Source organism: Crocosphaera sp. (assembly GCF_030064895.1).
In the GTDB taxonomy this organism is placed as follows: Bacteria; Cyanobacteriota; Cyanobacteriia; order Cyanobacteriales; family Microcystaceae; genus Crocosphaera.
Genome location: NZ_JASJEB010000029.1, coordinates 33,159 through 55,539, shown reverse-complemented (window position 1 = coordinate 55,539; position 22,381 = coordinate 33,159). Strand labels below are relative to the sequence as shown.

Annotated in this window: 20 protein-coding genes; 13 read left to right on the top strand and 7 right to left on the bottom strand. The window is 36.9% G+C overall.

The genetic code is table 11. The features are described from left to right. Positions 1-58 precede the first annotated feature (58 nt). Together QNJ66_RS09980 and QNJ66_RS09975 are read right to left on the bottom strand one after the other, a co-directional pair. Positions 59-1,861, bottom strand: a complete 1,803-nt coding sequence (locus tag QNJ66_RS09980) for a penicillin-binding protein 2 (protein ID WP_300505901.1) — start codon at positions 1,859-1,861, stop codon at positions 59-61. Positions 1,862-2,276: 415 nt separating this feature from the next. Beyond that, positions 2,277-2,807 carry a hypothetical protein gene (locus tag QNJ66_RS09975; protein WP_300505899.1) on the bottom strand — a complete coding sequence of 177 codons (531 nt, stop codon included), beginning with the start codon at positions 2,805-2,807 and terminating at the stop codon, positions 2,277-2,279. A gap of 321 nt (positions 2,808-3,128) precedes the next feature. Here QNJ66_RS09975 and QNJ66_RS09970 point away from each other — a divergent pair, with 321 nt between their 5' ends. Continuing rightward, positions 3,129-3,287, top strand: a complete 159-nt coding sequence (locus QNJ66_RS09970) for a hypothetical protein (RefSeq protein ID WP_300505897.1) — start codon at positions 3,129-3,131, stop codon at positions 3,285-3,287. A 226-nt stretch (positions 3,288-3,513) separates the two neighbouring features. Further along, positions 3,514-5,007 (top strand): glycosyl hydrolase family 57, encoded by a 1,494-nt coding sequence (locus QNJ66_RS09965; protein ID WP_300505894.1) that lies wholly within the window; start codon positions 3,514-3,516, stop codon positions 5,005-5,007. A gap of 70 nt (positions 5,008-5,077) precedes the next feature. Here QNJ66_RS09965 and QNJ66_RS09960 read toward each other — a convergent pair whose 3' ends face one another. The 5 genes from QNJ66_RS09960 to QNJ66_RS09940 form a co-directional block, all read right to left on the bottom strand. Further along, the gene (locus QNJ66_RS09960) at positions 5,078-5,761 is read right to left on the bottom strand and encodes a Uma2 family endonuclease (protein ID WP_300505890.1); all 684 of its coding nucleotides are present in this window, start codon (positions 5,759-5,761) and stop codon (positions 5,078-5,080) included. Positions 5,762-5,830: 69 nt separating this feature from the next. Continuing rightward, positions 5,831-6,493 carry a Uma2 family endonuclease gene (locus tag QNJ66_RS09955; RefSeq protein ID WP_300505887.1) on the bottom strand — a complete coding sequence of 221 codons (663 nt, stop codon included), beginning with the start codon at positions 6,491-6,493 and terminating at the stop codon, positions 5,831-5,833. A gap of 204 nt (positions 6,494-6,697) precedes the next feature. Then, the gene (locus tag QNJ66_RS09950) at positions 6,698-7,666 is read right to left on the bottom strand and encodes a ribonuclease III domain-containing protein (RefSeq protein WP_300505884.1); all 969 of its coding nucleotides are present in this window, start codon (positions 7,664-7,666) and stop codon (positions 6,698-6,700) included. A 232-nt stretch (positions 7,667-7,898) separates the two neighbouring features. Further along, the gene (locus tag QNJ66_RS09945) at positions 7,899-9,350 is read right to left on the bottom strand and encodes a tetratricopeptide repeat protein (RefSeq protein WP_300505881.1); all 1,452 of its coding nucleotides are present in this window, start codon (positions 9,348-9,350) and stop codon (positions 7,899-7,901) included. After that, positions 9,322-10,680 carry an ATP-binding protein gene (locus QNJ66_RS09940; protein ID WP_300505879.1) on the bottom strand — a complete coding sequence of 453 codons (1,359 nt, stop codon included), beginning with the start codon at positions 10,678-10,680 and terminating at the stop codon, positions 9,322-9,324. Before QNJ66_RS09940 ends, QNJ66_RS09945 begins: the two co-directional genes overlap by 29 nt. A 283-nt stretch (positions 10,681-10,963) precedes the next feature. On the opposite strand from QNJ66_RS09940, the gene phnD reads away from it, so the two are divergent. The 11 genes from phnD to QNJ66_RS09885 all read left to right on the top strand — a co-directional run bounded on the left by phnD (position 10,964) and on the right by QNJ66_RS09885 (position 22,353). Beyond that, positions 10,964-11,875, top strand: coding sequence for a phosphonate ABC transporter substrate-binding protein (phnD, locus tag QNJ66_RS09935; RefSeq protein WP_300505876.1), 912 nt, complete (start codon positions 10,964-10,966; stop codon positions 11,873-11,875). Between the two features lie 112 nt (positions 11,876-11,987). Next, entirely contained in the window at positions 11,988-12,749 is a 762-nt protein-coding gene (gene phnC / locus QNJ66_RS09930) for a phosphonate ABC transporter ATP-binding protein (RefSeq protein ID WP_300505873.1), read from the top strand. After that, entirely contained in the window at positions 12,727-13,530 is an 804-nt protein-coding gene (gene phnE / locus QNJ66_RS09925; RefSeq protein WP_300505870.1) for a phosphonate ABC transporter, permease protein PhnE, read from the top strand. Before phnC (QNJ66_RS09930) ends, phnE (QNJ66_RS09925) begins: the two co-directional genes overlap by 23 nt. Positions 13,531-13,545: 15 nt before the next feature. Then, complete coding sequence (phnE, locus tag QNJ66_RS09920) at positions 13,546-14,322, top strand: phosphonate ABC transporter, permease protein PhnE (protein ID WP_366146278.1); 777 nt, start codon at positions 13,546-13,548, stop codon at positions 14,320-14,322. Next, positions 14,319-14,786 (top strand): phosphonate C-P lyase system protein PhnG, encoded by a 468-nt coding sequence (phnG, locus tag QNJ66_RS09915; RefSeq protein WP_300505867.1) that lies wholly within the window; start codon positions 14,319-14,321, stop codon positions 14,784-14,786. The genes phnE (QNJ66_RS09920) and phnG overlap by 4 nt, the downstream gene beginning before the upstream one ends. Then, entirely contained in the window at positions 14,773-15,351 is a 579-nt protein-coding gene (phnH, locus tag QNJ66_RS09910) for a phosphonate C-P lyase system protein PhnH (protein WP_300505864.1), read from the top strand. Before phnG ends, phnH begins: the two co-directional genes overlap by 14 nt. 210 nt (positions 15,352-15,561) lie before the next feature. Beyond that, positions 15,562-16,455, top strand: coding sequence for a phosphate/phosphite/phosphonate ABC transporter substrate-binding protein (locus QNJ66_RS09905; RefSeq protein ID WP_300505861.1), 894 nt, complete (start codon positions 15,562-15,564; stop codon positions 16,453-16,455). Positions 16,456-16,572: 117 nt separating this feature from the next. Then, positions 16,573-17,331: a phosphonate ABC transporter ATP-binding protein gene (phnC, locus tag QNJ66_RS09900; RefSeq protein WP_300505858.1), complete on the top strand. Its 759-nt coding sequence runs from the start codon at positions 16,573-16,575 to the stop codon at positions 17,329-17,331. Positions 17,332-17,381: 50 nt separating this feature from the next. Next, positions 17,382-18,194, top strand: coding sequence for a phosphonate ABC transporter, permease protein PhnE (gene phnE / locus QNJ66_RS09895; RefSeq protein WP_300505855.1), 813 nt, complete (start codon positions 17,382-17,384; stop codon positions 18,192-18,194). Positions 18,195-18,324: 130 nt separating this feature from the next. Then, complete coding sequence (locus QNJ66_RS09890; protein ID WP_300505852.1) at positions 18,325-20,976, top strand: GUN4 domain-containing protein; 2,652 nt, start codon at positions 18,325-18,327, stop codon at positions 20,974-20,976. A 612-nt stretch (positions 20,977-21,588) separates the two neighbouring features. Continuing rightward, positions 21,589-22,353: a sulfite exporter TauE/SafE family protein gene (locus QNJ66_RS09885; protein WP_300505849.1), complete on the top strand. Its 765-nt coding sequence runs from the start codon at positions 21,589-21,591 to the stop codon at positions 22,351-22,353. Positions 22,354-22,381 lie beyond the last annotated feature (28 nt).

The following is a 22,381-nucleotide window of genomic DNA, read 5'->3' as shown; positions in this document are numbered from 1 at the left end:
AAATCACTTATTTTTTGCCTTTTTACTTTTTATTTTTGCCTTTACCTGAAAGGAGCGATTACCTTGATGGTGGAAGACCCTTCAACGAGATCAACGCATCTATGACGAATTTAGCCACAGGGGCCGCTACCGTTGACCCATAAGTATTCGCCCCTTGGGGTTCATCTACCAACACCAAAACCACATATTTAGGGGACTCTACAGGTAAAATAGAGACAAAACTGGTAATCTTAGCATTGGGCAAATAACCGCCCCTAGGCCCCGCTTTTTGTGCCGTTCCCGTTTTCCCCCCAATACGATAATTTTCCGTTTTCGCCGCTGAACCCTCATCCACTACCGTTTGCATTAATTCCACCACAGTTTGACTCACTTCTGGGGAAAAAATTTGTTTGCTAGGATATTTAGGCTGCCAGTGTAGGGTTCCTTCCACATCCACTAACCCTTTCACCAAATGAGGGGTCACTAATTTTCCCCCATTGGCCAATGCACCCTGTAACTGGACTAACTTCATGGGGGTTAAAGCGAACCCTTGACCAAAAGAAGAAGTGGCCACTTCAATCGATCGCTCCATAAATATTTTTTCTGATTTTAACCGTCCTCGAACCTCTCCAGGTAAATCAATGCCTGTTTTTTTATCAATATCCAATGCTTGTAAACGCCGATAATAATCCTCTTTTTTCAACCGTCGCATCATGTGAACCATGGCCACATTACTAGAAGTTTGCAAAATTTCCGCAATATTAATCGACCCGTTCCCTCTCAAAGTAGCATTTCTAATAGGCCAACCATCCACCGTTACCAACCCAGAATCATGAAACACCGTATTGCGTTGAATTACCCCTGCTTCTAAAGCTAAAGCGACGTTAATGGGTTTAAAGGTAGAACCAGGTTCATATAAATCACTCACAGTCCAATTCTTCAATAAGTCCATCCTAGACTCATAAAACTCGTTGGGGTCAAACGTCGGTTCACAAACCAAAGACAAAATTGAGCCATCCGTCGCATCCATAACGATCACGGCCCCTCGTTTGGCGTTAAATTTCTGGATTTGTTGTTGCAAAGCAGTCCTGACGGCCCGTTGCAAACGCATATCCACCGTTAATTGTACTCGCCAGTCATTAGACTTTAGTAAATTGTGGGGCAGGGAGTTGGGGAGAATGGCACCCAAGGCCGTTCTTCTGACAAATAAGCTTTCTAAATCCCGTTGTAGGAGTTTTTCTTGACTTAATTCTACGCCAGCTTGTCCTTTTCTTTCATGATCCACAAATCCGATCACATCGGCCATCATCTTTTCTTGAGGATAAAAACGCTGATAGGTTCTATCCACATCGATCCCATCTAACCCCAATCTTTCAATTTGTTTAGCCACCCCTTCGCTTAATCCTCGGGCGATAGGAATGCCTGTTTTACGCTCTTGAAAGCGTTCCATCAGTTCCTGAGGGGTTTTATTCTCCAGAATAGTGCTTAATTTAGCTGCTACCTCAGCTTGAGGGCGTTTAAATTGAATGGGGTGAACATATAAAATATATTGCAAGCGATCGGTGGCTAAAATGTTACCCTCACTGTCAATAATCGGCCTACGTGGGATATAAGGACTGATATTGACCGTTTGTTGTAAATTAGCCTTCCTTTTTAATTCCTCTGCCTGAACAATCTGCAACTGATAAGCTTTCCAGGCTAACCCTAACATTCCAGTCACCAAAACTGCCCACACCAATAACAGACGAAATTTCGGCAAGGGACTGGGTTTTGCTTTGCCTCTGCGTCTGGGAGTGTTAACAGAATTTTTAGTAATTCTCTTTCGAGAAACGGGTTTTTTAGAAGAACGAGAAGAACGCTTTGGAGATCGAGAGTTACCCATGGCCGGTTCGAGTGTGAGTTTTTTCTAGAAGACAAAAACCTAGACAATCCTGTACAAAACTAGACATTAATGTCTAGGAATTATTTTAAAATCTTAACCAGTTAAGCATTGACTTACTTTAATATCAAGTGCTAGGATAGCAAGGATTGGTGAGATTAGTAAGGGAGACTTCGTGGGTTCATCTTTTCTCAAAAAAGCGAAAACCAAGCTAGAGAAAGTATCAAAGAAGAATCTATAAATAAGTCCTAGACATCCTTTATATATCTCCAAAAACAACAAAGTTTTGTTGAACAATGCCGATGGCTTATCGGTGAACGCCTGTGGACAAGAATGAGCCGTCTCCCTTGGTTGAAGCAGGAATTGAACATCAAGCCTGTCTAGGTTTGTATAGGTTTCATGAAGCAGAAGTAATTAGTTAGTAAGCAATAGGAGTGTCTGGAATAATAGCAGGTGTTGGGGTTTCAGTAGTCTGATCAGCCACTTCCATCACAGAAACCTTTGCAGGGCTGATAAACAGGGATTTATGAGGGTTGGGAAGGGTTAAACCAGATCCGGGTTGTTCGGCCTGTTCTGCCATTTTGTGCTTTAAAGATTCATTGCTGGCAGTTAGTTGGCGTTCGTTTCTTTGTAGGGTTTTCAGTTTGGAAAATTCTCTAGTCCAAAGTGTGGGAGCGTACACAGTCCAAGCATATACCCCTAAGGTAATAGCCACTAAACCACAAGTAAAGGTGGTGGAACCTTTTTGTACCAATAAAAGAAATTGTAAGGCTAAAGGCAGTTGTTTCCTTTGAGTGGGTAAGGGTGTAACCTTAGAACGAGATTGAGAAGCCTTACGAGTAATATTTGTTGGGGCAACAGATTGATAATGACGGGTTGCAGTCGCTTTTTGAAGACGACGGGAACGGCTTGGAGGTGGTGTGGGTATATAATTGCGTGCGGCAGTCATAGTGATTTTTTATGAGTCTTGCAAAGACTTTAATTGTAAATAACGCTAAAAGAGCCAGATTTCGGTCAGAATCTTAAAACATGACTGATGGGTTAGACGGCCAAAACGGTTACTATGTTGCATCTGTTGAAAAATTAATAATTGATAGCTATCATGTCATGAAACCTAGACATTTATCAACAGACTTAGACCAGAAAAAGTGTTAGAAATATCAAATTAGCTTTTTTCTTCTACCTAAAATCTAGGCATCGTTCAGAAGTCAAAAGTTAGAAATCAAAAGTCACTCATTTTACTTCTTCCTAAAGTAAGAGGATTCAAAAAATGATTATTTTCTGGTTTTTCTTCTTCATAAATGAAGAGGCTTTAGACCATTATCGGGCTTATTCCCTACTTTTGCCTTTTGCCTTTTTATTTTTGCCTTTGCCCGAAGGGCGCGGTAAGGTTAAATTAAGATTAAATTGGCAAAAAACAAGCAAATAGAAAGTCCCTCCCTTTAATAAGACCTTGGATAAAGAAAATATTAAAAATAGCTCACTCAGACTAACTATTTTAATCTTTTCTCTTAAAATTAATTAAAATTTAAGATTTATTCACCCAAAATGTATAGTAATATCCAGATAAAGAGATAAATTTGACTTAGGTGTGAGAGGAGATTTTTAGAACCATCAAATTGTCTTGATCAAGATTTGAAGGAAAACCAATAAATATGATTGCAACAGCACCCTCCTCCAACGGATACCATATTAATGGGACGAGACCCGATTTACCTCCCATTAGTGGTTGGGAAGCCGAAATCGCTTCAGTTGTACAACACGACGATCTTATTTTTGCCCCTCATTCTAATATTAATCTCGCTAATGTAAAATCTGGGTTTGCTTGCGCCCTTCATATGCACCAACCCACTATTCCTGCTGGTCATAACGGTGCGTTGATTAGTAACCTCCAACATATGTTTGACAATCAACATATTGGGGACAATCATAACGCTCCTACTTTTGCTTGGTGTTATAAGCGAATTGGGGAATTTGTCCCTGATTTAGTTAATAATGGTTGCAATCCTCGCATTATGTTGGACTATTCTGGCAATTTATTATGGGATTTTCAACAAACTCCTCGAAATGATATCCTCGAACCCCTCAAGCGTATGGCTTGTGACCCCCAATATCAGCCTTATGTGGAATGGTTAGGAACGATGTGGAGTCACGCGGTTGCCCCTTCTACTCCTATTCCTGACCTCAAGTTACAGATACAAGCTTGGCAGCATCAGTTTGCAGCTTTATTCGGTTATGATGCCCTGAGACGGGTTAAAGGTTTCTCTCCCCCAGAAATGCACTTACCCAATAATCCTGATACTCTCTACGAATATATCAAAGCTCTGAAAGAGTGTGGTTATCGTTGGTTATTGGTACAAGAAGATTCTGTGGAACGGTTAAACGGGGATGACTTACACAAAAACGGTGATGATAAATACGTTCCTAACCGTTTAGTCGCCCGTAACTCCAAAGGAGAAACTATTAGTATTACGGCGTTGATTAAAACCCAAGGGTCTGATACTAAGTTAGTTGCTCAAATGCAGCCCTATCATGAAGCTAAAGCAAGAGGAAGACAAAAACTAGGTAATGTTGAAGTACCTAGCTGTGTTTCTCAGATCGCCGACGGAGAAAACGGCGGTGTGATGATGAATGAGTTTCCCGACGGTTTCCGCAATGCTTTTTATGGCATTAAAGATAATAATGAGGGTGTAGTTGGCCTTAATGGCACCGAATACATCGAACTCTTACAACAGGCCGGTGTTACTGAGGATGATTATCCCGTTTGTCAAGCGGTGGGTCAACATAAAATCTGGAATAAAATTGGTACTGATAAAGTAACACCTGAAGCAGTTGCCAAGGCGATCGAAGAGTTGAAAGCGACAGATGATCGCTTCCACATGGACGGTGCGTCTTGGACCAATGATCTCAGTTGGGTTGAAGGTTATGAAAACGTCTTAGAACCCATGAACCAACTTAGTGCTGATTTTCACGGAAAATTCGATTCTCGTGTACAACAAGATCCTAATGTTACTCGGACAACTGAGTATCAGGAAGCTTTGCTGTACACCATGTTAGTTGAAACTAGCTGTTTCCGTTATTGGGGACAGGGAACTTGGACAGACTTTGCTCGCGAACTTTATGATCGCGGTGAACGCTTCGTAAAATAAGTCTTTGTTGGGTACATTTTTTGCGATCGCCTCTTGAGTTGAGGGGCGATCTTTTTTGTCATAAATCTATTTATAATTCATTAAGATCAACCCCTAATTCTCTTAATTTTTCTTCTAATTTTTTAGCTTTTTCTTGTGCTTGTTTAGCTTCTTCTTGAGAGGTTAAATAGCGTTTACCTTGTTGATCATACCAATATAACCATTCCCGTTCTACTCCTTGATAAATTCCTATTTCTCTACCTATTCCTAAATTAATTTCTGCTAACCAAACTGGTTCCCCTTCCAATAATTCATATTTTCCATTTTCAAGTTTATACACTTCTAAACGGGGTTTTCTCTTTCTTAAAGGGTTATAAATTACATAGTATAATACCCCAATTTTTGCGTAATCTTCTTTCTTCTGTGTATATTCTCCCCTTCTATTGTGAGAGACAACTTCTAAAACCATTGTGGGGATAACCAGTTCATCCCATAACACATAAGATAATCTTAAATCTTCATCAATAATACGGGGAACTCCTATACTTAAAAAACCATCGGGAACTATGACATCTGTAGGGTTTTCTGGGTCATAATATATACCCATATCTACACCGAAATACCAGTCCATTCTCTCTTCCCAAATAAGGGCTAAAATATCTTTGAGAATATGGGGAATTAAGTCTTGTAGTTCTTTATCCACGGGAGTATCATCTGAGTCGGGTAATTCTTCAGCAGAGGGTAAACAATGACGGGGATTATAGTTTAATAGCATGGTTTTTGTCTAAATGAGCTATTACTTTTCATTGTAACTTATTAGCAATAAAAAATAACTAATAAAATATTATAATTCATCAATATCAACCCCTAATTCTCGTAATTTTTCTTCTAATTTTGTAGCTTTTTCTTGAGGGGTTAAATAGCGTTTACCTTGTTGATCATACCAATATAACCATTCTCGTTCTACTCCTTGATAAATTCCTATTTCTTTACCTATTCCTAGATTAATTTCTGATAACCAAACTGGTTCCCCTGCTAATAATTCATATTTTCCATTTTCAAGTTTATAGACTTCTAAACGAGGTTTTCTCTTTCTTAAAGGGTTATAAATTACATAGTATAATACCCCCATTTTTGCGTAATCTTCTTTCTTTTGTGTATATTCTCCCCGTCGGTTTTTAGAGACAACTTCTAAAACCATTGTGGGGATAACCAGTTCATCCCATAACACATAAGATAACCTTAAATCTTCATCAATAATACGGGGAACTCCTATACTTAAAAAACCATCGGGAACTATAACATCTGTAGGGTTTTCTGGGTCATAATAAATACCCATATTAATGCCAAAATACCAGTCCATTCTATCAGACCAAAGGGTGGCTAAAATAATTTGTAGAACTTGGGGAACTAAGATATGTATTTCGTTATCCACGGGAGTATCATCACAGTCGGGTAATTCTTCAGCAGAGGGTAAACAATGACGGGGATTATAGTTTAATAGCATTGTCAGAAATTGAATTCGCTTGAGAAGCTTTTATCGCTATATTATTGTAATAAGATAGCATTTTCCACAGTCATGAGGTACACCTAATATCTAACTCCTAACTCCTAACTCCTAACTCTTATATTATCCTATTCTTCGGAAAACCAATCAGTTTTTATTTTTTCAGAAGAATAGGAACGGGGAACTTTAATGTTTATTTTTCACTTATATTTGTTCGGAACTTTGATCCATAATTTCATAAAATCTCTTTCTACCTCGATCATAATCTTTACTTTTGTAGCCTAAAATTTCACGAATAATCCATTTTTGTGGAATACCATCTCTGAGTAGAGAAGAGATAGCATCGTATAAAATGTCGTCTTCATCAATAAAGTTTTCTTTGAACCATTTTTTACTATTTCGGTAGCGAGTTTTCGGGTTTTCATTGTCAAAATGAATAAACATTGCACCGAATAAAGAAGGAAAAGACTTTTTAGAGATTTTATTTTGTTCAGTGGTGATAATTTCTAAGTCTTCTGTTGTTATTTTTTTGAGATATTCTGTTTGTTGTTTTTTGGAAATTAAGGTTTTGGAAAGTTTTTTTAATTGCCCTGGTTTAACATAAGGTAAAAGAGAGTATAAATAATCAAATGCAACTGCTGTTAATAGTGTAGAACCTAAAAGATTTAATTGTTTATCAGGATTTACTCTTTCTAGGTTATCTTTTTCATGCTTTGCTAATAAGGGTGCAATTAAGTGTTTATTAACCCAATTATAGGAGTGAGAAAAACCGCGATCGACATGAATTGCTGCTATTAATGCTTTGAGAGATTTTTCAAAAGGATTAGTATTTTTAACTCGTAAAAGATGTCTTTCTTGTTTAACATCTAGAAAGGGATAACTTTCCCCTAAACCTAAACTAAACCAGAGATTAGTTAGTCTTTCTTTTTCTAAGAATTTATCCCGTAAAGCGGTCATTTTACTAAGGGTTAAATAAGGAAAATGATGATATAAATAATCAATAATAATCAGTGGAAGTAAGTTTTCTCCTAGAGATTCTAAGCGTTGATTATCGCTGTCAGGTTGATTAATTTGTTTTCCATAAGAAGGATCACTTAATGACAGAAAAAGCAGGTCTGTATTTTTAAAGTTGAAGCTAATTTTTTCTTGAACTAGAGATGAATTCCACTGCATAGACAATTTTTTTGAGGAGTTTATCTTTATTATAGTAGATTACTCCGGGGTATTTTTAGTGAAAATTAAGATTGACCAAACATTGAACATTGAACATTGAACATTGAACATTTTGGTTTCAAGCCTCTCCCTTTAGGGAGAAAGAAGTTTGGGAGAGGTTTCAAGCCTACTTCAAAACGAATGATAAATGATAAATGAAATGACTGTTTATATTAACCTTCGCAATGACTATTTAAACATGATTTTCTAGAATGTTAATTGCATCGTCGCAATTTTCAACACATTTATCCAGTCCCATGTCTTGATATAATTTACGTGCATTACGAAAGGCTTCCATTGCATCATCATGACGTTGAATATCTTTAAAAGATAAGCCTAAATTAAAGTTAGTAATAGCTTCTTCTAGTTTATTTCCAGTTCTTTTGAAAATATTTAAAGCTTCTTGATGATAATTAATAGCTTCTTCGTGTTGTCTTAAAAAGTTATAAGTATTGCCTAAACCGCATAAAGACATACCTTCTCCTTCTTTATCTCCTATTTCTCTAGAAATGTTTAAATGTTGTTTATAATAGGTTATCGCTTTTTGGTATTCTCCTAAAGAATCATAAGCAGTGCCTAAATTGCTTAAAGTATTCCCTTCTCCTTGTTTATTCCCAATGTCTCTATAAATCTCTAAAGCTTGTTGATAATAGGTTATGGCTTTTTTGTGTTTTCCTAAAGAATCATAAGCAGTGCCTAAATTGCCTAAAGCATTTCCTTCGCTTTGTCTATTTCCTATTTCTCTATAAATCTCCAAAGCTTGTTGATAATAGATTATAGCTTGTTGGTACTGTCCTAAAGCATGATAAGCAATGCCTAAATTGCTTAAAGAAATGGCTTCTCTTCCCCTCTCTCCTATTTTTCTAGAAATCTCTGAAGCTTGTTGATGAAAGATAATCGCTTTTTGATATTGTCCTAAAGGTTGATAAGTATTACCTAATTGATTATAAATATTACCAATGATTAATAAATCATTTTTCGTTTTTTCGTCAGGAGACGTATTATATTCATTTAATAAGTTCAATAATTGTTCAATTCTTGCTTGTTTTTTTTGTGAGTCTAAATTGTTAATAGTATTATTAGAAAAAATAATATTACGACTATTAGTAATTAAATTCTTACGATTTGTTTTAAAAGTAAAAACTTTTCTCCTCCATGCCCAAAAATCAGGTGCATATTTTGCCAAACGAGTTAAGGCATAATCTGGTAAAAATAATAGTATAGGATGAGGTATACTTGTTCTTAAATCATCTCGTACAAAATTAAGATTAGTCAATACAGAAGGATATTCTTCTACAATACCAATAGATTTTTCTAACCCAGTAATTAGTAAAATTAATTTTTTATTCTGTTGAATATTAATCTGTTTTAATGCAGTAACTAATTCATCCCTTAAAAAACGAAGACTAGGATCAGAAAAATCTAATATTTCAAATTGAATATTATTACAGTCAGGATGTTCAAGTAAAGCATCAATTAAAATATCTCTATCTTGGGAAAATTTGATTTCTACAAAGCCAATATTTAATCGCTCATCAGCAAAATCGATAAATGTCAACAGTTCAGTAAAAGTCTGTTGATTAATGTTTAAAAATGACTCTTTTTCTTGATTAATATTAGATATTTTCTGGGTTTTGCTGTTCATTTTTTAATGCTTCCTGAAAAAGAGAACTTTGTTTTAAAACAGGGTTAATATAATTCCATCGGTTATTACCATTATATTCCAAGACTGATAAATTAAAGAGTAATAATTGTCCAATTTCATCCTTATTAATATTTTTACTTAAACAAACTTTTGCTAACAGAGGATAATATTCATTTAAGTTAATTCTTTCAAAGTTAAATTGTTCTTGATTAACAACATAAGTAACATCCTCAGCCATTACTTTATTATGATTCCTTCCAGCAGCAGTTAAACAAGCATTTGCCGTCATTTGCATTAGCTGACGAACATGACCACCACTGGCTTTTACTAAGTCTAATAATTGTTGACGGGACTCAAAAACTGCATCAATATTAACACGTTGTTCGATTAAATTTACTAAACTTTCTAACTTATCTTGCTTATAATCTAAGTCCCATTCTCCAGCATTAAATTCATAAATATTAACCATCGGCATAATATTAGAACTCCCAAAGATTTTATTCAAATTTTTATCAGAATAAACGGCAGAAATAGGAACCGTATAAATAATTGTTGTATTTAATGCTTGTAATTGAGCAGCATAATCAAAAAATAGATGTTGACCAACATTAGGAGGAATGCGATCTAAATTATCTAAGATAATTAAAAATCCTTTTTCATATTGCGGTTCTTTTTGTCTCAATTTCTTAAAAGCATCAGCTAACAAAAGATTAATGTCTGCTTGTAAGCGACTAATATCTTTTTGTAACGTTTGTCTAATGGTTTGTTTTTGTTTTTGAGATCCTCTAATTCTTGCTAATACTTTTGATAACAATTTAGAAATAAACGGTATTTCAAAACCTGCTTCAGCATCAACTTGAATACTGACAGATTTTTCCACACTTTCTTCCGTTTCTTCGGTAATATCCTTAAACCAAGATTCAAATTGACTTAAAAGTTTATCATCAAATTTTGCTCCTATTTTATATAATTCGTCTGCAACTTTTTTGATAATCAGTAAATACAAATCAGTGTATTCTGCGTCGTTAATATCTAATTCAACATCCGCCTCTAAATAAACAATATAATATTCTGATTTTAACTGTTTCTCAAGTCTTCTTAACTCCGTACTTTTTCCACAACCACGATGTCCTGTAAATAAAATTGTACAAAATTCTTCTGGTTCAAGAAAATCTAATTTTGTATTGATCTTTTGTATAGTTTCTGTCTTACGAACGGAAGATAAATCAACATAATATCTATCAATATCTTCCCCCGTTAAAGGTTCAGGGTTACAGATACGATACGCTTCCTTTAAATTAGTAGCACGATGGGGTGAAAGCGAAGTCATATATAATAAGTAATGTTAGTTGTCAAAAATAGCTAAATATATAATATAGCAGTTCCCATACTTGCGAGGTACACAGTTTTCTAGTTTTAGGAGTTCGGAGTTCGGAGTTCGGAGTTCGGAGTTCGGGAAACGCTATAACATAGCAGTCTTAGCTTTTCCGAACAAATTTATATCAAAATTTATTCAAAAATTAAACTATTCTTAATTTTTGCTCCTTAAGCTATGGATAAGCTATGCAAAAACTAATCTTAGTTGTTTATTCAATCTTAATCTAGGAAAATTTATGTTACGTCGTCAATTGTTGTTGGGGGCATTGGTTTTATTGCCTTTATTCGGGGGGTGTGCTAACAACTCCCAAACCGCCGAAAACCCTTCTCAGGTAGCATCCTCAACAGCTAAGTCTGAAATTATCATGGGTTTAATTCCCGCAGAAGACAATGAAGAAATGTTGGCTAAATTTGAGCCGATGCGCGCTCATTTAGAAGAAAAAATGGGAATGCCGGTTAAAGTTTTTCAAGCTACTGATTATGCTGGTGTTATTGAAGCCATGAAACGCGATCGAGTTGATATTGCTTGGTTTGGTCCTCTTTCCTATGTTTTAGCTGAACAGGAAGCAGAAGCAGAAGCTTTTGCTGTGGGAGTCAAAGAGGGTGGGACTTCTACCTATCAAAGCATGATTTTTGTGCCAGCAGATTCTCCTGCTAAATCCATCGCCGATCTAAAAGGGGCCGATGTTGCCTTTGTTGATCCGGCTTCCACATCTGGCTCTTTAGTGCCTAGCTATATGGTAAAGAAAATTACAGGAGAAATGCCTGATCAATTTTTTGGCAAGGTAACTTATGCCGGTTCTCATGATGCAGCACAATTGGCAGTGAAAAACAAGACAGTAGCAGCAGCCGGCAGTAATGATATCACCCACGAAAAGATGCTAGAAAAGGGTTTAATTAAAGATAACGATCTGCGTATCCTAGAAACCTCTGATCCTATTCCTGGTTCTCCTTTAACCTATCGTGCTGATTTAGATCCTGAAATTAAAGCCCAGATCAAAGAGATTATTCTCAATGCTCATAATGAGATTGAAGTTACAGGTTATGGTACTTTAGCTCGTTATGAAGAAGTAACGGCCCAAGACTATCAAGTGATTCGGGATATTGTGCAACAGTTAGGATTACAAAAAGAGCAAATCCTTAAATGAACTTGAGTTCGGAGTTCGGAGTTCGGAGTTCGGAGTTGATAGCTGTTTCCCCGTCTTCCCACACTCCCCACCCCTCCCACACTCACTTAACACGGAATATTGATACATTCAAATGACTACTATCAAATTTAAAGGGGTGACGAAAACCTTTAATAACGATTTTCAGGCAATCCATAAAACAGATTTAACCATTAATGCAGGAGAGTTTACTGTTATTCTGGGATCTTCGGGTGCAGGAAAATCAACTCTCTTACGCATGGTCAATGGTTTAGAAACCCCCTCCCAAGGGGAAATTTTCATTGATCAACGGAAGTTAACCCCAAAAAATCAGCGTCATATTCGAGCCAAGGTGGGGATGATTTTCCAACAGTTTAATTTGGTTAATCGTCTCAACGTTATGACTAATGTATTAATTGGGCGTTCCTATTATCGTAATTGGTGGGAGAGTCTTTTGTATCTCTTTCCCAAACAAGATTATGAGTTGGCTCACTGGGCCCTGGAAAGGGTTGGATTAACGGATAAAGCTTGGCAGAGGGCTAGTGATTTATCTGGAGGACAACAACAAAGGGTAGCTATCGCCCGCGTTTTGGTACAAAAACCCCAGATTATTATTGCCGATGAACCTGTGGCCAGTTTAGATCCTGCCACAAGCATAGAGATATTGGAACTGCTTTTCAAAATCTGTAAAGAAGATGGAGTAAGCGTATTAGCGAGTTTACACCAAGTTAATTTGGCTATGCAGTTTGCAGATCGCATTATTGGCCTTAAACAAGGGAAAGTCGTATTTGATGATCAACCCATTAACCTGCTCCAGAATAGTCTTCTAGAGACAATTTATCATAAAGAAGATCATGAAAATATCCCTGTGGCCTAGACATTGGCCTACTAAAAATGGATTACCCACTCGTGAGATAATTTTATTTGTTGTCATCGCCATCATAATTTTATTGGCAACGGCTCCTCTCGTAGAATTTAACCCCATTACTATTGTTAAATCAACTGGTAATTTCTTCAATTTTGTATCCAACTTAGTGACTATTCCTGAGTGGAGTTATGTCCCAACTCTTAGCTATAAAATGCTCGAAACTATTGCTATGGGTTTTTTAAGTACGGTATTTTCTTGTTGTTTTAGTTTACCACTGGGAATATTAGCGGCCAGAAATAGTAGTCCTTTGCCTATAGTTTTTCATATTGTGAGAAACTTACTTAGTTTGATGAGAGCTTTACCTGAAATTGTTTGGGCGTTACTGTTTGTTTCTGCTTTGGGTTTAGGTCCTTTTCCTGGTATTTTAGCCCTTACTTTTGTGACAACGGGGTTTATGGGCAAATTCTTCGCAGAGAGCATTGAAGTGGTTGATGTGGGGATGATTGAAGGGGTACAAGCAACGGGAGCAAATTGGTTACAAAAGGTTATTTTTTCTATGTTGCCCCAAGCAATGCCGGATTTTATTGGCACAACTCTTTATATTCTTGATAACACTATTCGTTCAGCGACAGTACTCGGTTTTGTGGGTGCCGGTGGTATTGGTTATGAGTTGATTTCTTCAATTCGTTTATTTAATTATAGTCGTTTAATTTTAATTGTTTTGGCAATTTATTTGATGGTGACTATTTTAGATTATTTATCAACTCAACTACGTTCTTATATTATTTAATTAACAGAAAACATAATGATGTCTAAGTTACCCCCAAAACCATTTAATTGGCAACTTGTGATATTAATAATCGTGTTAGTTTTAACGATTATTTGTTTAGTTTATTTACAGTTACCCTTTGGAGAATTATTTCGTAGTGGGGGCAATATTACAGAATATTTAAGTCGTTATACTCGCCCAGATTTTAGTGAGTTTTTTGAATATGTCTGGTTGATGGTGAGTACCGTTGCTATTGCTCTTTGGGGTACGGTTTTATCTCTAATTTTAAGTTTTTTCTTAGCACCAATAGCCGCTAAAAATCTTTCCCCTCATCCCTTAATTTATCGAATTGTCAGAGAAATTCTTAACTTTTTTCGTGCCATGCCAGATTTAGTTTTGGCCCTAGTTTTTGTGGCAGCATTAGGGTTAGGACCTCTTCCTGGTTTCTTAGCTTTAGGAATTCATACTACGGGTTTTTTAGGAAAATTTTTGGCTGAAAGTATGGAAAGAGTTGATAAAGGTGTTTATGAGGGTGTAAGTGCCACTGGGACAAATACTTTACAGTTAATTATGTATGCAGCTTGGCCGTCTATTTTACAAGAAGCCATTGGTTATACTCTCTATATTTTTGATCGTAACGTTCGTATGGCTACGGTATTAGGTTTAGTGGGTGCGGGCGGTATCGGTGTAGAATTGAATACAAATCTTAGATTTTTTAACTATGAAAAATCTGCTAGTTTAATAATAATAATTTTTGTGACAATTATTGCTATTGACTATTTATCTACTTGGCTAAGGAAGCAAGTTTTATGATGATTTATGAACGTTCTTTATGGGTTAAAGCTTTGACAGCCCATTCCCTAGAAACTGTCTATAATTTGGCTGAAGAAATTGCTAAAAATTGGCAAATTAAACATCAAAGTTTACCCAAAAATGGCTTAAGTCTCTTAACCCTACAAGATGGGGTTTTTCATGAGCCTTATTATCTCGGAGAAATTCCTATTTCTCATGCTCATTTAAGTCTCATTAATGAACAAGGGGATAGTTATGATGGGGCAGCACAAGTTATGACAGATTCTGAAGATTTAGCGATTGCTTTAGCGGTTTGTGATGCGGTAATGGCTAATCAACTTAAAGGTTGGGAACAAGTTGCTAATTATATTGAATTAGGCATGAAAAAAAGAGAAGAAGAAAATAATATTCGTGGAGTAATGTTAGCTAAAACAAAAGTCAACTTTTCTTTACTCAGTCAGGAGGAAAATAATGCTGAAAATTAATTCTATTTGGCAACCCCAAACCCAACAACAGATTTTTCGTAAACTTCTTCATTGTTTTAGTTTTCCAGGGGAAATTATTAGTTTAAAGGAACATCTAGGTACAGATTCAATTTTAGTTGGAATTCTTGCTACTATTTTAGATCAAAGTGTTACTTGGAATGATGATGATAATTTGGTTTCACAGAGCGATCGCCTTTTATTACAAAGTCCTTTAGACAGTGCTAAAAATGCTCAATATATTGTCAAAAATGCTCTTAATACTCCTTCAGAAAACTTAGAGATTAATTTAGGACATTTATCAAACCCAGAAAAAGGTGCAACCCTTATTTTACGAGGAGAAGCTATGGGAAAAGGTAATTTAAAATTACACTTAACAGGTCCAGGAATTGCTAATAGTAACACCATCTTTTTACAAGGATTTGATCCTAATTGGTTGACCCTGAGAAATCAATGGAATCGGAATTTTCCTTTAGGAGTGGATTTAATTTTAGTAGACACTGAGCAAGTATTAGCTTTACCACGCACCACTATAATCTCTTGTTCTTGTCCAGAACAAGAAATTTAACTTGATGATAATTTATTCTTAACTTGAATAAGATTATTTGCTAATAAAATGTTGTGAGGTAACGTGAGTTCGGGGTTCGGAGTTCGGAGTTCGGATTTGGAACATTTTTAACTAAAGAATAAGGGTTTCGAGTTAACAATGTGACTCTTAAAGCATCGATTTTATGTTCTCTCGAACTCACGTTGAGGTAAAATCCCACGTTATTAATTAATGAAACGTCGTAATTTTTTAGTTTATTCTTTACTATTTCTAGTAGCTTGTAATAGCAATTCTCCCAATTCTTCTACCAACCCCAATGGAGAACCAGATACATTGCGTTTTGCCGTCACGGATGTACAAGGTTTAGAAGAGTTGCAACGGGACTTTGAACCATTTCGTGACGCATTAGCTGAAACATTAGGTAAAGAAATCAAATTTTTTCCAGTCGCTGATCGCACCGCCGCAGCCGTTGCTTTACAATCCGATCAGGTTGATATTGTCTTAACTGGTCCTGCTGAATATGTGGTAATGCAAGCTAAAACCCAGGCTGTACCCTTTATTGCCATTACCCGTCCTAACTATCGCTCCGTTATTGCTGTCCATAAAAACGGTGGGATTAACTCCTTAGAGGATCTCAAGGGGAAAACTATCGCCATGTCTGATCTCGGTTCCACTAGCGGACAACTAGGCCCTACGAAAATCTTAGTTGATGCTGGACTACAACCCGAAAAAGATATCGAAATTAAGATGCTAGGGGATGCAGACTTACAAGCGTTTCAAAACGAAGATGTAGAAGCTTGGGGAGGGGCAGCATTAGACTACGATCGCTTTATGGAAGCCAAAAACCTCAAATCAGAAGATTATCCCATTGTCAAAAAAGGGGATCTCTTACCCAGTGATGTGTTTATTGCCAGTAACAAATTAAAGCCCGAATATGTAGAAGAAATTAAAAAGGGCATGGTGGAAAATCAAGAGCAATTAATTGGGGCTATTGTCTCAGTTGATGCCAACGAAAAATATCAAGGTTCAACTTTAGTTGAAGCTAAAGACTCGGATTATGATCCCATTCGTCAAACCTATCAAGCCATTGGTATTGATGATTTTACTGAATTTGTTGGGGATTGATATGGGTTCGGAGTTCGGAGTTCGGAGTTCGGAGTTCGGGGTTCAGGGTTCGGAGTTCGGAGTTCGGAGTTCGGAGTTCGGAAACGTTTATTTTTGTCTAGGTACTTAATTGAAACAATGTTATCGCTGAAAATTAGCGACCTTACCAAAGTTTATCCTAACGGAACAGTTGCCTTAGATCAGGTTAGTTTCTCGGCACAACCAGGAGAAGGAATTGTCTTGTTAGGGGCAAATGGTTCGGGAAAATCCACCTTATTACGTTGTATCTTGGGCTTAGAAACTGCTACTTCTGGGGATATTTCCATCGGCAATTGGCAATTATCTAAGCTTAATGCTCAACAATTACGGCAAATGCGATCGCAAGTTGGTATGGTGTTCCAAAAATTCCATTTAGTGGGCAGTTTATCGGCTTTCCATAACGTTTTACAGGGTGCGTTAGGACGTAGCACTAGCCCTCGTTATTGGTTTCCGGCCACTGCTCCAGAAACAGAGAGAAAACGCGCTATGGAATGTTTAGATCGGGTTAATTTAAGCCATATCGCCCAACAAAGAGCCGATACCCTATCCGGTGGACAACAGCAAAGAGTGGCGATCGCCCGAACTTTGATGCAACACCCCAAATTGATCTTAGTGGATGAACCTGTTGCCAGTCTTGATCCGCAAGCTGGTAGAGAGGTGATGGATTTATTATGGTCTATTATCCGAGAACAAGGACTAACCGTTATTTGTACCCTGCATCAATTGGAATTAGCCAAAGAATACGGCAATCGTATTATTGGTTTACAGAATGGCAAAATTCAGATGGATACCACCGTTAAATCCCTTGAGGATCAAGATTTAACCCTTCTCTATAAAGGCGATCGTAACTTACCATAATCTGAGTTCGGGGTTAGGGGTTCGGAGTTCGGAGTTAAAACAGTAATAAAATGAAATTAAATACTTCTCAAAATCAGTCAAAAAATTCACCTCCTCCCCGTTTTCGTAAACCCTCTTTTACCGTTTGGTTAGGGATAGGTATTTTGTTAGCTTTTTTCCTACATGGTTTATATATTAGTGATCTAACACCTGAGAGAATTTATAAAGGTTTTTTTCGCTTGGGAACATTTCTAGCAGAGGCATTTCCTCCTAAACCAGATCGATTAATTAATATTATTAAAGCCACCATTGAAACCTTTGAAATGGCTTTAGTAGGAACAGTTTTCGGAGCTATATTCAGTTTACCTTTATCTTTTCTTGCTGCTAAAAATACCAGTCCTAATCGGTTTATCTATAGCTTAAGTCGCGGTTTTATTACCCTGTTACGAGTTATTCCTGATCTCGTTTGGGGTTTATTATTTATTGTTGTAGTTGGATTGGGTGCAGGTGCCGGAATTTTAGCCATTATGGTTGATGTCATGGGTTTTTGTGGTAAGTTTTTTGCTGAACGAATCGAAGAAATTGATCCTAAACCAGTAGAAGCGTTACGAGCTTTAGGTGCATCTCAATGGGGTATTATTGTTGGGGCTATTCTTCCTGTAACTATGCCTTCTTTTGTGGCTTCTACTTTGTATTCTTTAGAAGCATCCGTGCGTTCTGCGGTGGTTTTGGGTTTAGTGGGTGCAGGAGGTATTGGGGTAGAATTGGCTACTTCCATGCAATTATTACGTTACGACGAAGCATTAATGACCATTATTGTTATTTTTGTGGTGGTTTTATTAGTAGAACAAATATCAACAGTGATTCGCAAAAGTTTGATTTAGTATAATTTCGATGTTAGCTTCTTGCCGAAGAAGCTAAATTAAATAATTTAACTTCTTTTAAGATAATAAACTGACAGTTACTATTTTTAGTATTCTTGAAAGAGTAGGGTAATTAAAGGATTAGATTCCAATGGAGGAACAACCAAAGTGGAAGTGGGTACAAGATTTAGTGAAATGGTCTCCTACTGGTGGGATGATAGGATTTACAGCTTATTGTTGGCTTCAAGACCAAGGAATAACATCTCAAACCATTCTCTCGTCCACCGGAACTGCCGTCTTGGCCATCTGGACGGCATTTAGCGGAGGTTTTATGGAGGAATTTAAGAAGGAAGTCAATCAGCGAGGAAAAACGTATGCTCAGGCTTTAGCTAATATTATATTTGAGCGTTTCCCTAAAACTGTACGCTGGAAGTTGTCTAGATTTGAACAGCAGTATAAGAAAAGTTTATTTGATTACTACCGCGACTTTAAAACCGAAGGCTTTAAGATTGGGTTACCTGTGCTAGATTTAGAGGATGTTTTTGTTCCCCTAAAATTAGCAGTAGAAATTCCCAGGAATGTTGCTAATAACAGCTTAATTCCAAAAACGAAAGACTCTTCGGAGCAAGAAATTTGGACTTATTTAGCTAATAGTTCTCAAATTCGTGCATATCAACACATTGCTATTCTGGCACCACCAGGGTATGGTAAAACCACATTGTTGCAGAAAGTAACCCTAACCTATGCAAAAAAAGCCCATCGAAAGTATAAAGCTCCTGACTTAGTTCCCATTCTTCTCTATTTACGGAATCAGCACAAAGAAATTACCGGCAATTCCCCTCCTACATTGCCGGAACTGATTAATGCACAAGTTAAAAATCAGCCAGCATTCAAGAAACTTACACCACCCCCTCATTGGTTCTCCCAACGGCTAAAAAAAGGTAAATGTTTGGTTATGTTAGATGGACTTGATGAAGTTGCCAATGCTGCCGACAGAGAGAAAGTTAGTAAGTGGGTTAATGAGCAAATACAGCAATACAGCCAGTGTCTTTTTCTGCTTACTTCTCGTCCTCATGGCTATGACAGTAATTTATTTGAAGCAATAGGGATTGTATTAGAAGTTAAGTCTTTTAACATACAACAGATTAAACAGTTTATTCATCGTTGGTATTTACAAACAGAGTGTCGCATGAGGCAAGGTCGTTTAGATCCCGCAGTTGAAGCTGTTGCTAAGGATAATGCAGATAATTTAATTGATCGAATCATTAAAAATCCATCGATCTGTCAGATGGCCAGTAATCCTCTCTTGGTGACAATGATTGCTACAGTTCATTATTGTGGTGATGCTTTGCCTGGACGTAGAGTAGAACTCTATAAAAAAATCTGTGATGTCTTACTAGGTGCAAGACAAAGTGCAAAAAAAATTGAGACTCCATTGACAGGAGAACAAAACAAATCAGTGTTGCAGGTGTTAGCACTAGAATTAATGCAGAGAGAAACTCGCAAATTTACACTGACTCAAGGAACAGAAATAATCAAGGAAAAACTATCAGGTGTTAATGAAACCGTAATTCCAGAGGATTTCTTGAAGCAAATTAAGGAAGTTAATGGCCTGCTAGTGGAGAAAGAATTAGGATATTATGAATTTGCTCATCTCAGTTTTCAAGAGTATCTAGCGGCAGCCGAAGTCAAAGAATCACAGGGAGAATCTCTTTTGCTTGAAAAGTTTGAAAATCCTTGGTGTGCTGAAATGATTCGTCTCTATGCGGCTCAAAGTGATGCAACAAATTTAATTCAATTTGCTTTAGATAATCCCACCTCTGTTAAGGCACTCAAACTAGCATTAGACTGTGATGAGGAAGCATTAAGAGTTGAGGCTAAAATCCGTCAACAACTCAAGACCAGACTAGATGAGTCTTTAGAATCTCTTGACCCCGAACTTTTTAAAGTAGCCTCAGAAGCCATCTTGGCTAGAAACCTAAGCGATTCCAACTTTTTACAAATTGATGAGAATTTAGTTATTGCTCAGAGTTATATTACCAATGCTGAGTATCAAGTTTTTCTAGATGATGAAGTAAACAAAATAAAATTTGAGACCAGATTTGAATCAGGAGATAGTAAGAAAAACGTTAGTTTAAATGACTGGGAGTCCAGAGATCAATTCTGTGATTGGCTCACAAGAAAAGCTCATTATTTTATCCGAAAGCGGTCGGATAGCACAAAATCTACCCTCGAAACCTGTTATAGATTGATATCAAAAGAAGAATTAAAACATTCTTCTATATCAGATGATTCGGAATTTTCTGAAAATGGTATTCGCTTAGTTCGATTGCTAATTCCTGATGTTAAGTATCGTCAACTTGCTGCTTATCTAGCAGCAGGAAAATGGGCAGAAGCTGACCAAGAAACTGCTAACGTTATGCTTCAAGTTTCCAACCGAGAGTCTGAAGGATACTTAAGGGAGTCTGATATCAATAACTTCCCCTGTGACGACTTACGTACCATTGATCAACTGTGGGTACACTACAGCAAGGGAAAATTTGGCTTCAGCGTCCAGAAAAAAATCTATATGGATGAACTTGGTGGAACAAGACAGTATAATAAAAAAATCTGGGAGGAGTTTTGCGATCGCGTCGGTTGGAGAAAAGTCGGAGACACTGGTTACTCAAACCTCACTTGGGAATTACAAGACACTACACCAGTGGGACACCTACCAGCACCACGACACCTACCAGCAAATCCGCCGCGTGGTCCGGTATTCTTCTCTCGTGCGGTGATTCTTCTCTCGCGCAAAGACTTGTAACCTGTAAGGTATAACACTTTCAGGCGTTTGTCAAGACATAATTTTTCGTTCTTTTTTTACGAAGTCACGCGCTTCGCAAAGGCAAAAATCAAAAGGCAAAAGGCGAAAATTAATTCTTTAAATTTTTCTTTTTAGTAACAATTGAAGTAGCAATTATTTTAATTAACTGTTCGCATTCCCAATCGAATACTAGAAACTTTTTCTTCAGGCATTAATACTAAATCCGCTTCTCATACCCCCCTTATCTTATAGCATTTCCCATAGCTGTGAGGTACACCTTGAGTGACCCTATTTTTCTTTTATTAAACCTTCCAAAATATTAAAAGCAAAAACTCTGTACCTCATGAGTCTGGGAAATGCTATATATCATCATAATTCCCATAGAGAGCGGATTTGGTTCAATTTTTATAGAGGGGGTGTGGCAACAGGATTTGGTATAATTCAGCTTTGATTAGAATTTTAAGCCAATCGCCAGTATAAAATTCTAATTCTTTTCTCATCAATTTCTCAGACAACTTAACTAACTATTATTCTCAACTCAGAATCAATTCATAATGCTTGAATCTTAATCTTTCATAATAATAATGCCCATTTTTTCTCCACAATTTATATATGATGATTTGGATTATTGGACATTTCTTAGCGATATGTATTGGATTGAGTTTGGGGTTGATTGGTGGAGGAGGTTCTATCTTAGCTGTACCTATCTTAGTTTATGTTATGGGATTAGGAGCGAAAACAGCGATCGCCATGAGTTTAGTGATTGTCGGTACGGTTAGTTTTATTGGTGCGATTCCCCACTGGTTGGAAGGAAATGTTAATGGCCGAGTGGCGGCTATTTTTGCTCCTACTGCTATGTTAGGGACTTATCTCGGTGCGCAGATGGCGGGATTTCCCTTTATTACCGAAACCATTCAACTGATTTGCTTTGCCATTGTTATGGTATTGGCTAGTTTGATGATGATTGGGCAAGGAAGACAAAAAATCAAAGAAAAACAAGGTTTTAAGCATAAGAATCAACATAATTGGTCTTTTATCTTTCTAGAAGGATTAGGAGTCGGTGTCTTGACTGGTTTTGTTGGGGTGGGAGGCGGTTTTGCCATCATTCCAGTTTTAGTCCTCTTAGGGGGTCTTCCTATGAAGGAAGCCATTGGCACTTCTCTAATTATTATTACTTTTAAATCAATAACGGGGTTTTTGGGTTATCTTTCCCAAGTGAATCTAGATTGGATTTTAATGATTTCTTTTACCATTGCCGCCAGTTTAGGAACCATTTCAGGAGCTTATTTCACTCGCTTTATTGAGACTAAAAAATTACAGAAAGCTTTTGGTTATTTTGTTTTCGCTGTAGGCATTTTTATTTTAGTTCAACATTAATTTTCTCAGCTATTTATTGGATGAAAAC

Excerpts from the sequence above, each read along its gene's own strand:
- QNJ66_RS09980 (WP_300505901.1), bottom strand. The coding sequence starts at position 1,861 with ATGGGTAACTCTCGATCTCCAAAGCGTTCTTCTCGTTCTTCTAAAAAA.
- QNJ66_RS09975 (WP_300505899.1), bottom strand. The coding sequence starts at position 2,807 with ATGACTGCCGCACGCAATTATATACCCACACCACCTCCAAGCCGTTCC.
- QNJ66_RS09970 (WP_300505897.1), top strand. The coding sequence starts at position 3,129 with ATGATTATTTTCTGGTTTTTCTTCTTCATAAATGAAGAGGCTTTAGAC.
- QNJ66_RS09965 (WP_300505894.1), top strand. The coding sequence starts at position 3,514 with ATGATTGCAACAGCACCCTCCTCCAACGGATACCATATTAATGGGACG.
- QNJ66_RS09960 (WP_300505890.1), bottom strand. The coding sequence starts at position 5,761 with ATGCTATTAAACTATAATCCCCGTCATTGTTTACCCTCTGCTGAAGAA.
- QNJ66_RS09955 (WP_300505887.1), bottom strand. The coding sequence starts at position 6,493 with ATGCTATTAAACTATAATCCCCGTCATTGTTTACCCTCTGCTGAAGAA.
- QNJ66_RS09950 (WP_300505884.1), bottom strand. The coding sequence starts at position 7,666 with ATGCAGTGGAATTCATCTCTAGTTCAAGAAAAAATTAGCTTCAACTTT.
- QNJ66_RS09945 (WP_300505881.1), bottom strand. The coding sequence starts at position 9,350 with ATGAACAGCAAAACCCAGAAAATATCTAATATTAATCAAGAAAAAGAG.
- QNJ66_RS09940 (WP_300505879.1), bottom strand. The coding sequence starts at position 10,680 with ATGACTTCGCTTTCACCCCATCGTGCTACTAATTTAAAGGAAGCGTAT.
- phnD (WP_300505876.1), top strand. The coding sequence starts at position 10,964 with ATGTTACGTCGTCAATTGTTGTTGGGGGCATTGGTTTTATTGCCTTTA.
- phnC (WP_300505873.1), top strand. The coding sequence starts at position 11,988 with ATGACTACTATCAAATTTAAAGGGGTGACGAAAACCTTTAATAACGAT.
- phnE (WP_300505870.1), top strand. The coding sequence starts at position 12,727 with ATGAAAATATCCCTGTGGCCTAGACATTGGCCTACTAAAAATGGATTA.
- phnE (WP_366146278.1), top strand. The coding sequence starts at position 13,546 with ATGATGTCTAAGTTACCCCCAAAACCATTTAATTGGCAACTTGTGATA.
- phnG (WP_300505867.1), top strand. The coding sequence starts at position 14,319 with ATGATGATTTATGAACGTTCTTTATGGGTTAAAGCTTTGACAGCCCAT.
- phnH (WP_300505864.1), top strand. The coding sequence starts at position 14,773 with ATGCTGAAAATTAATTCTATTTGGCAACCCCAAACCCAACAACAGATT.
- QNJ66_RS09905 (WP_300505861.1), top strand. The coding sequence starts at position 15,562 with ATGAAACGTCGTAATTTTTTAGTTTATTCTTTACTATTTCTAGTAGCT.
- phnC (WP_300505858.1), top strand. The coding sequence starts at position 16,573 with ATGTTATCGCTGAAAATTAGCGACCTTACCAAAGTTTATCCTAACGGA.
- phnE (WP_300505855.1), top strand. The coding sequence starts at position 17,382 with ATGAAATTAAATACTTCTCAAAATCAGTCAAAAAATTCACCTCCTCCC.
- QNJ66_RS09890 (WP_300505852.1), top strand. The coding sequence starts at position 18,325 with ATGGAGGAACAACCAAAGTGGAAGTGGGTACAAGATTTAGTGAAATGG.
- QNJ66_RS09885 (WP_300505849.1), top strand. The coding sequence starts at position 21,589 with ATGATGATTTGGATTATTGGACATTTCTTAGCGATATGTATTGGATTG.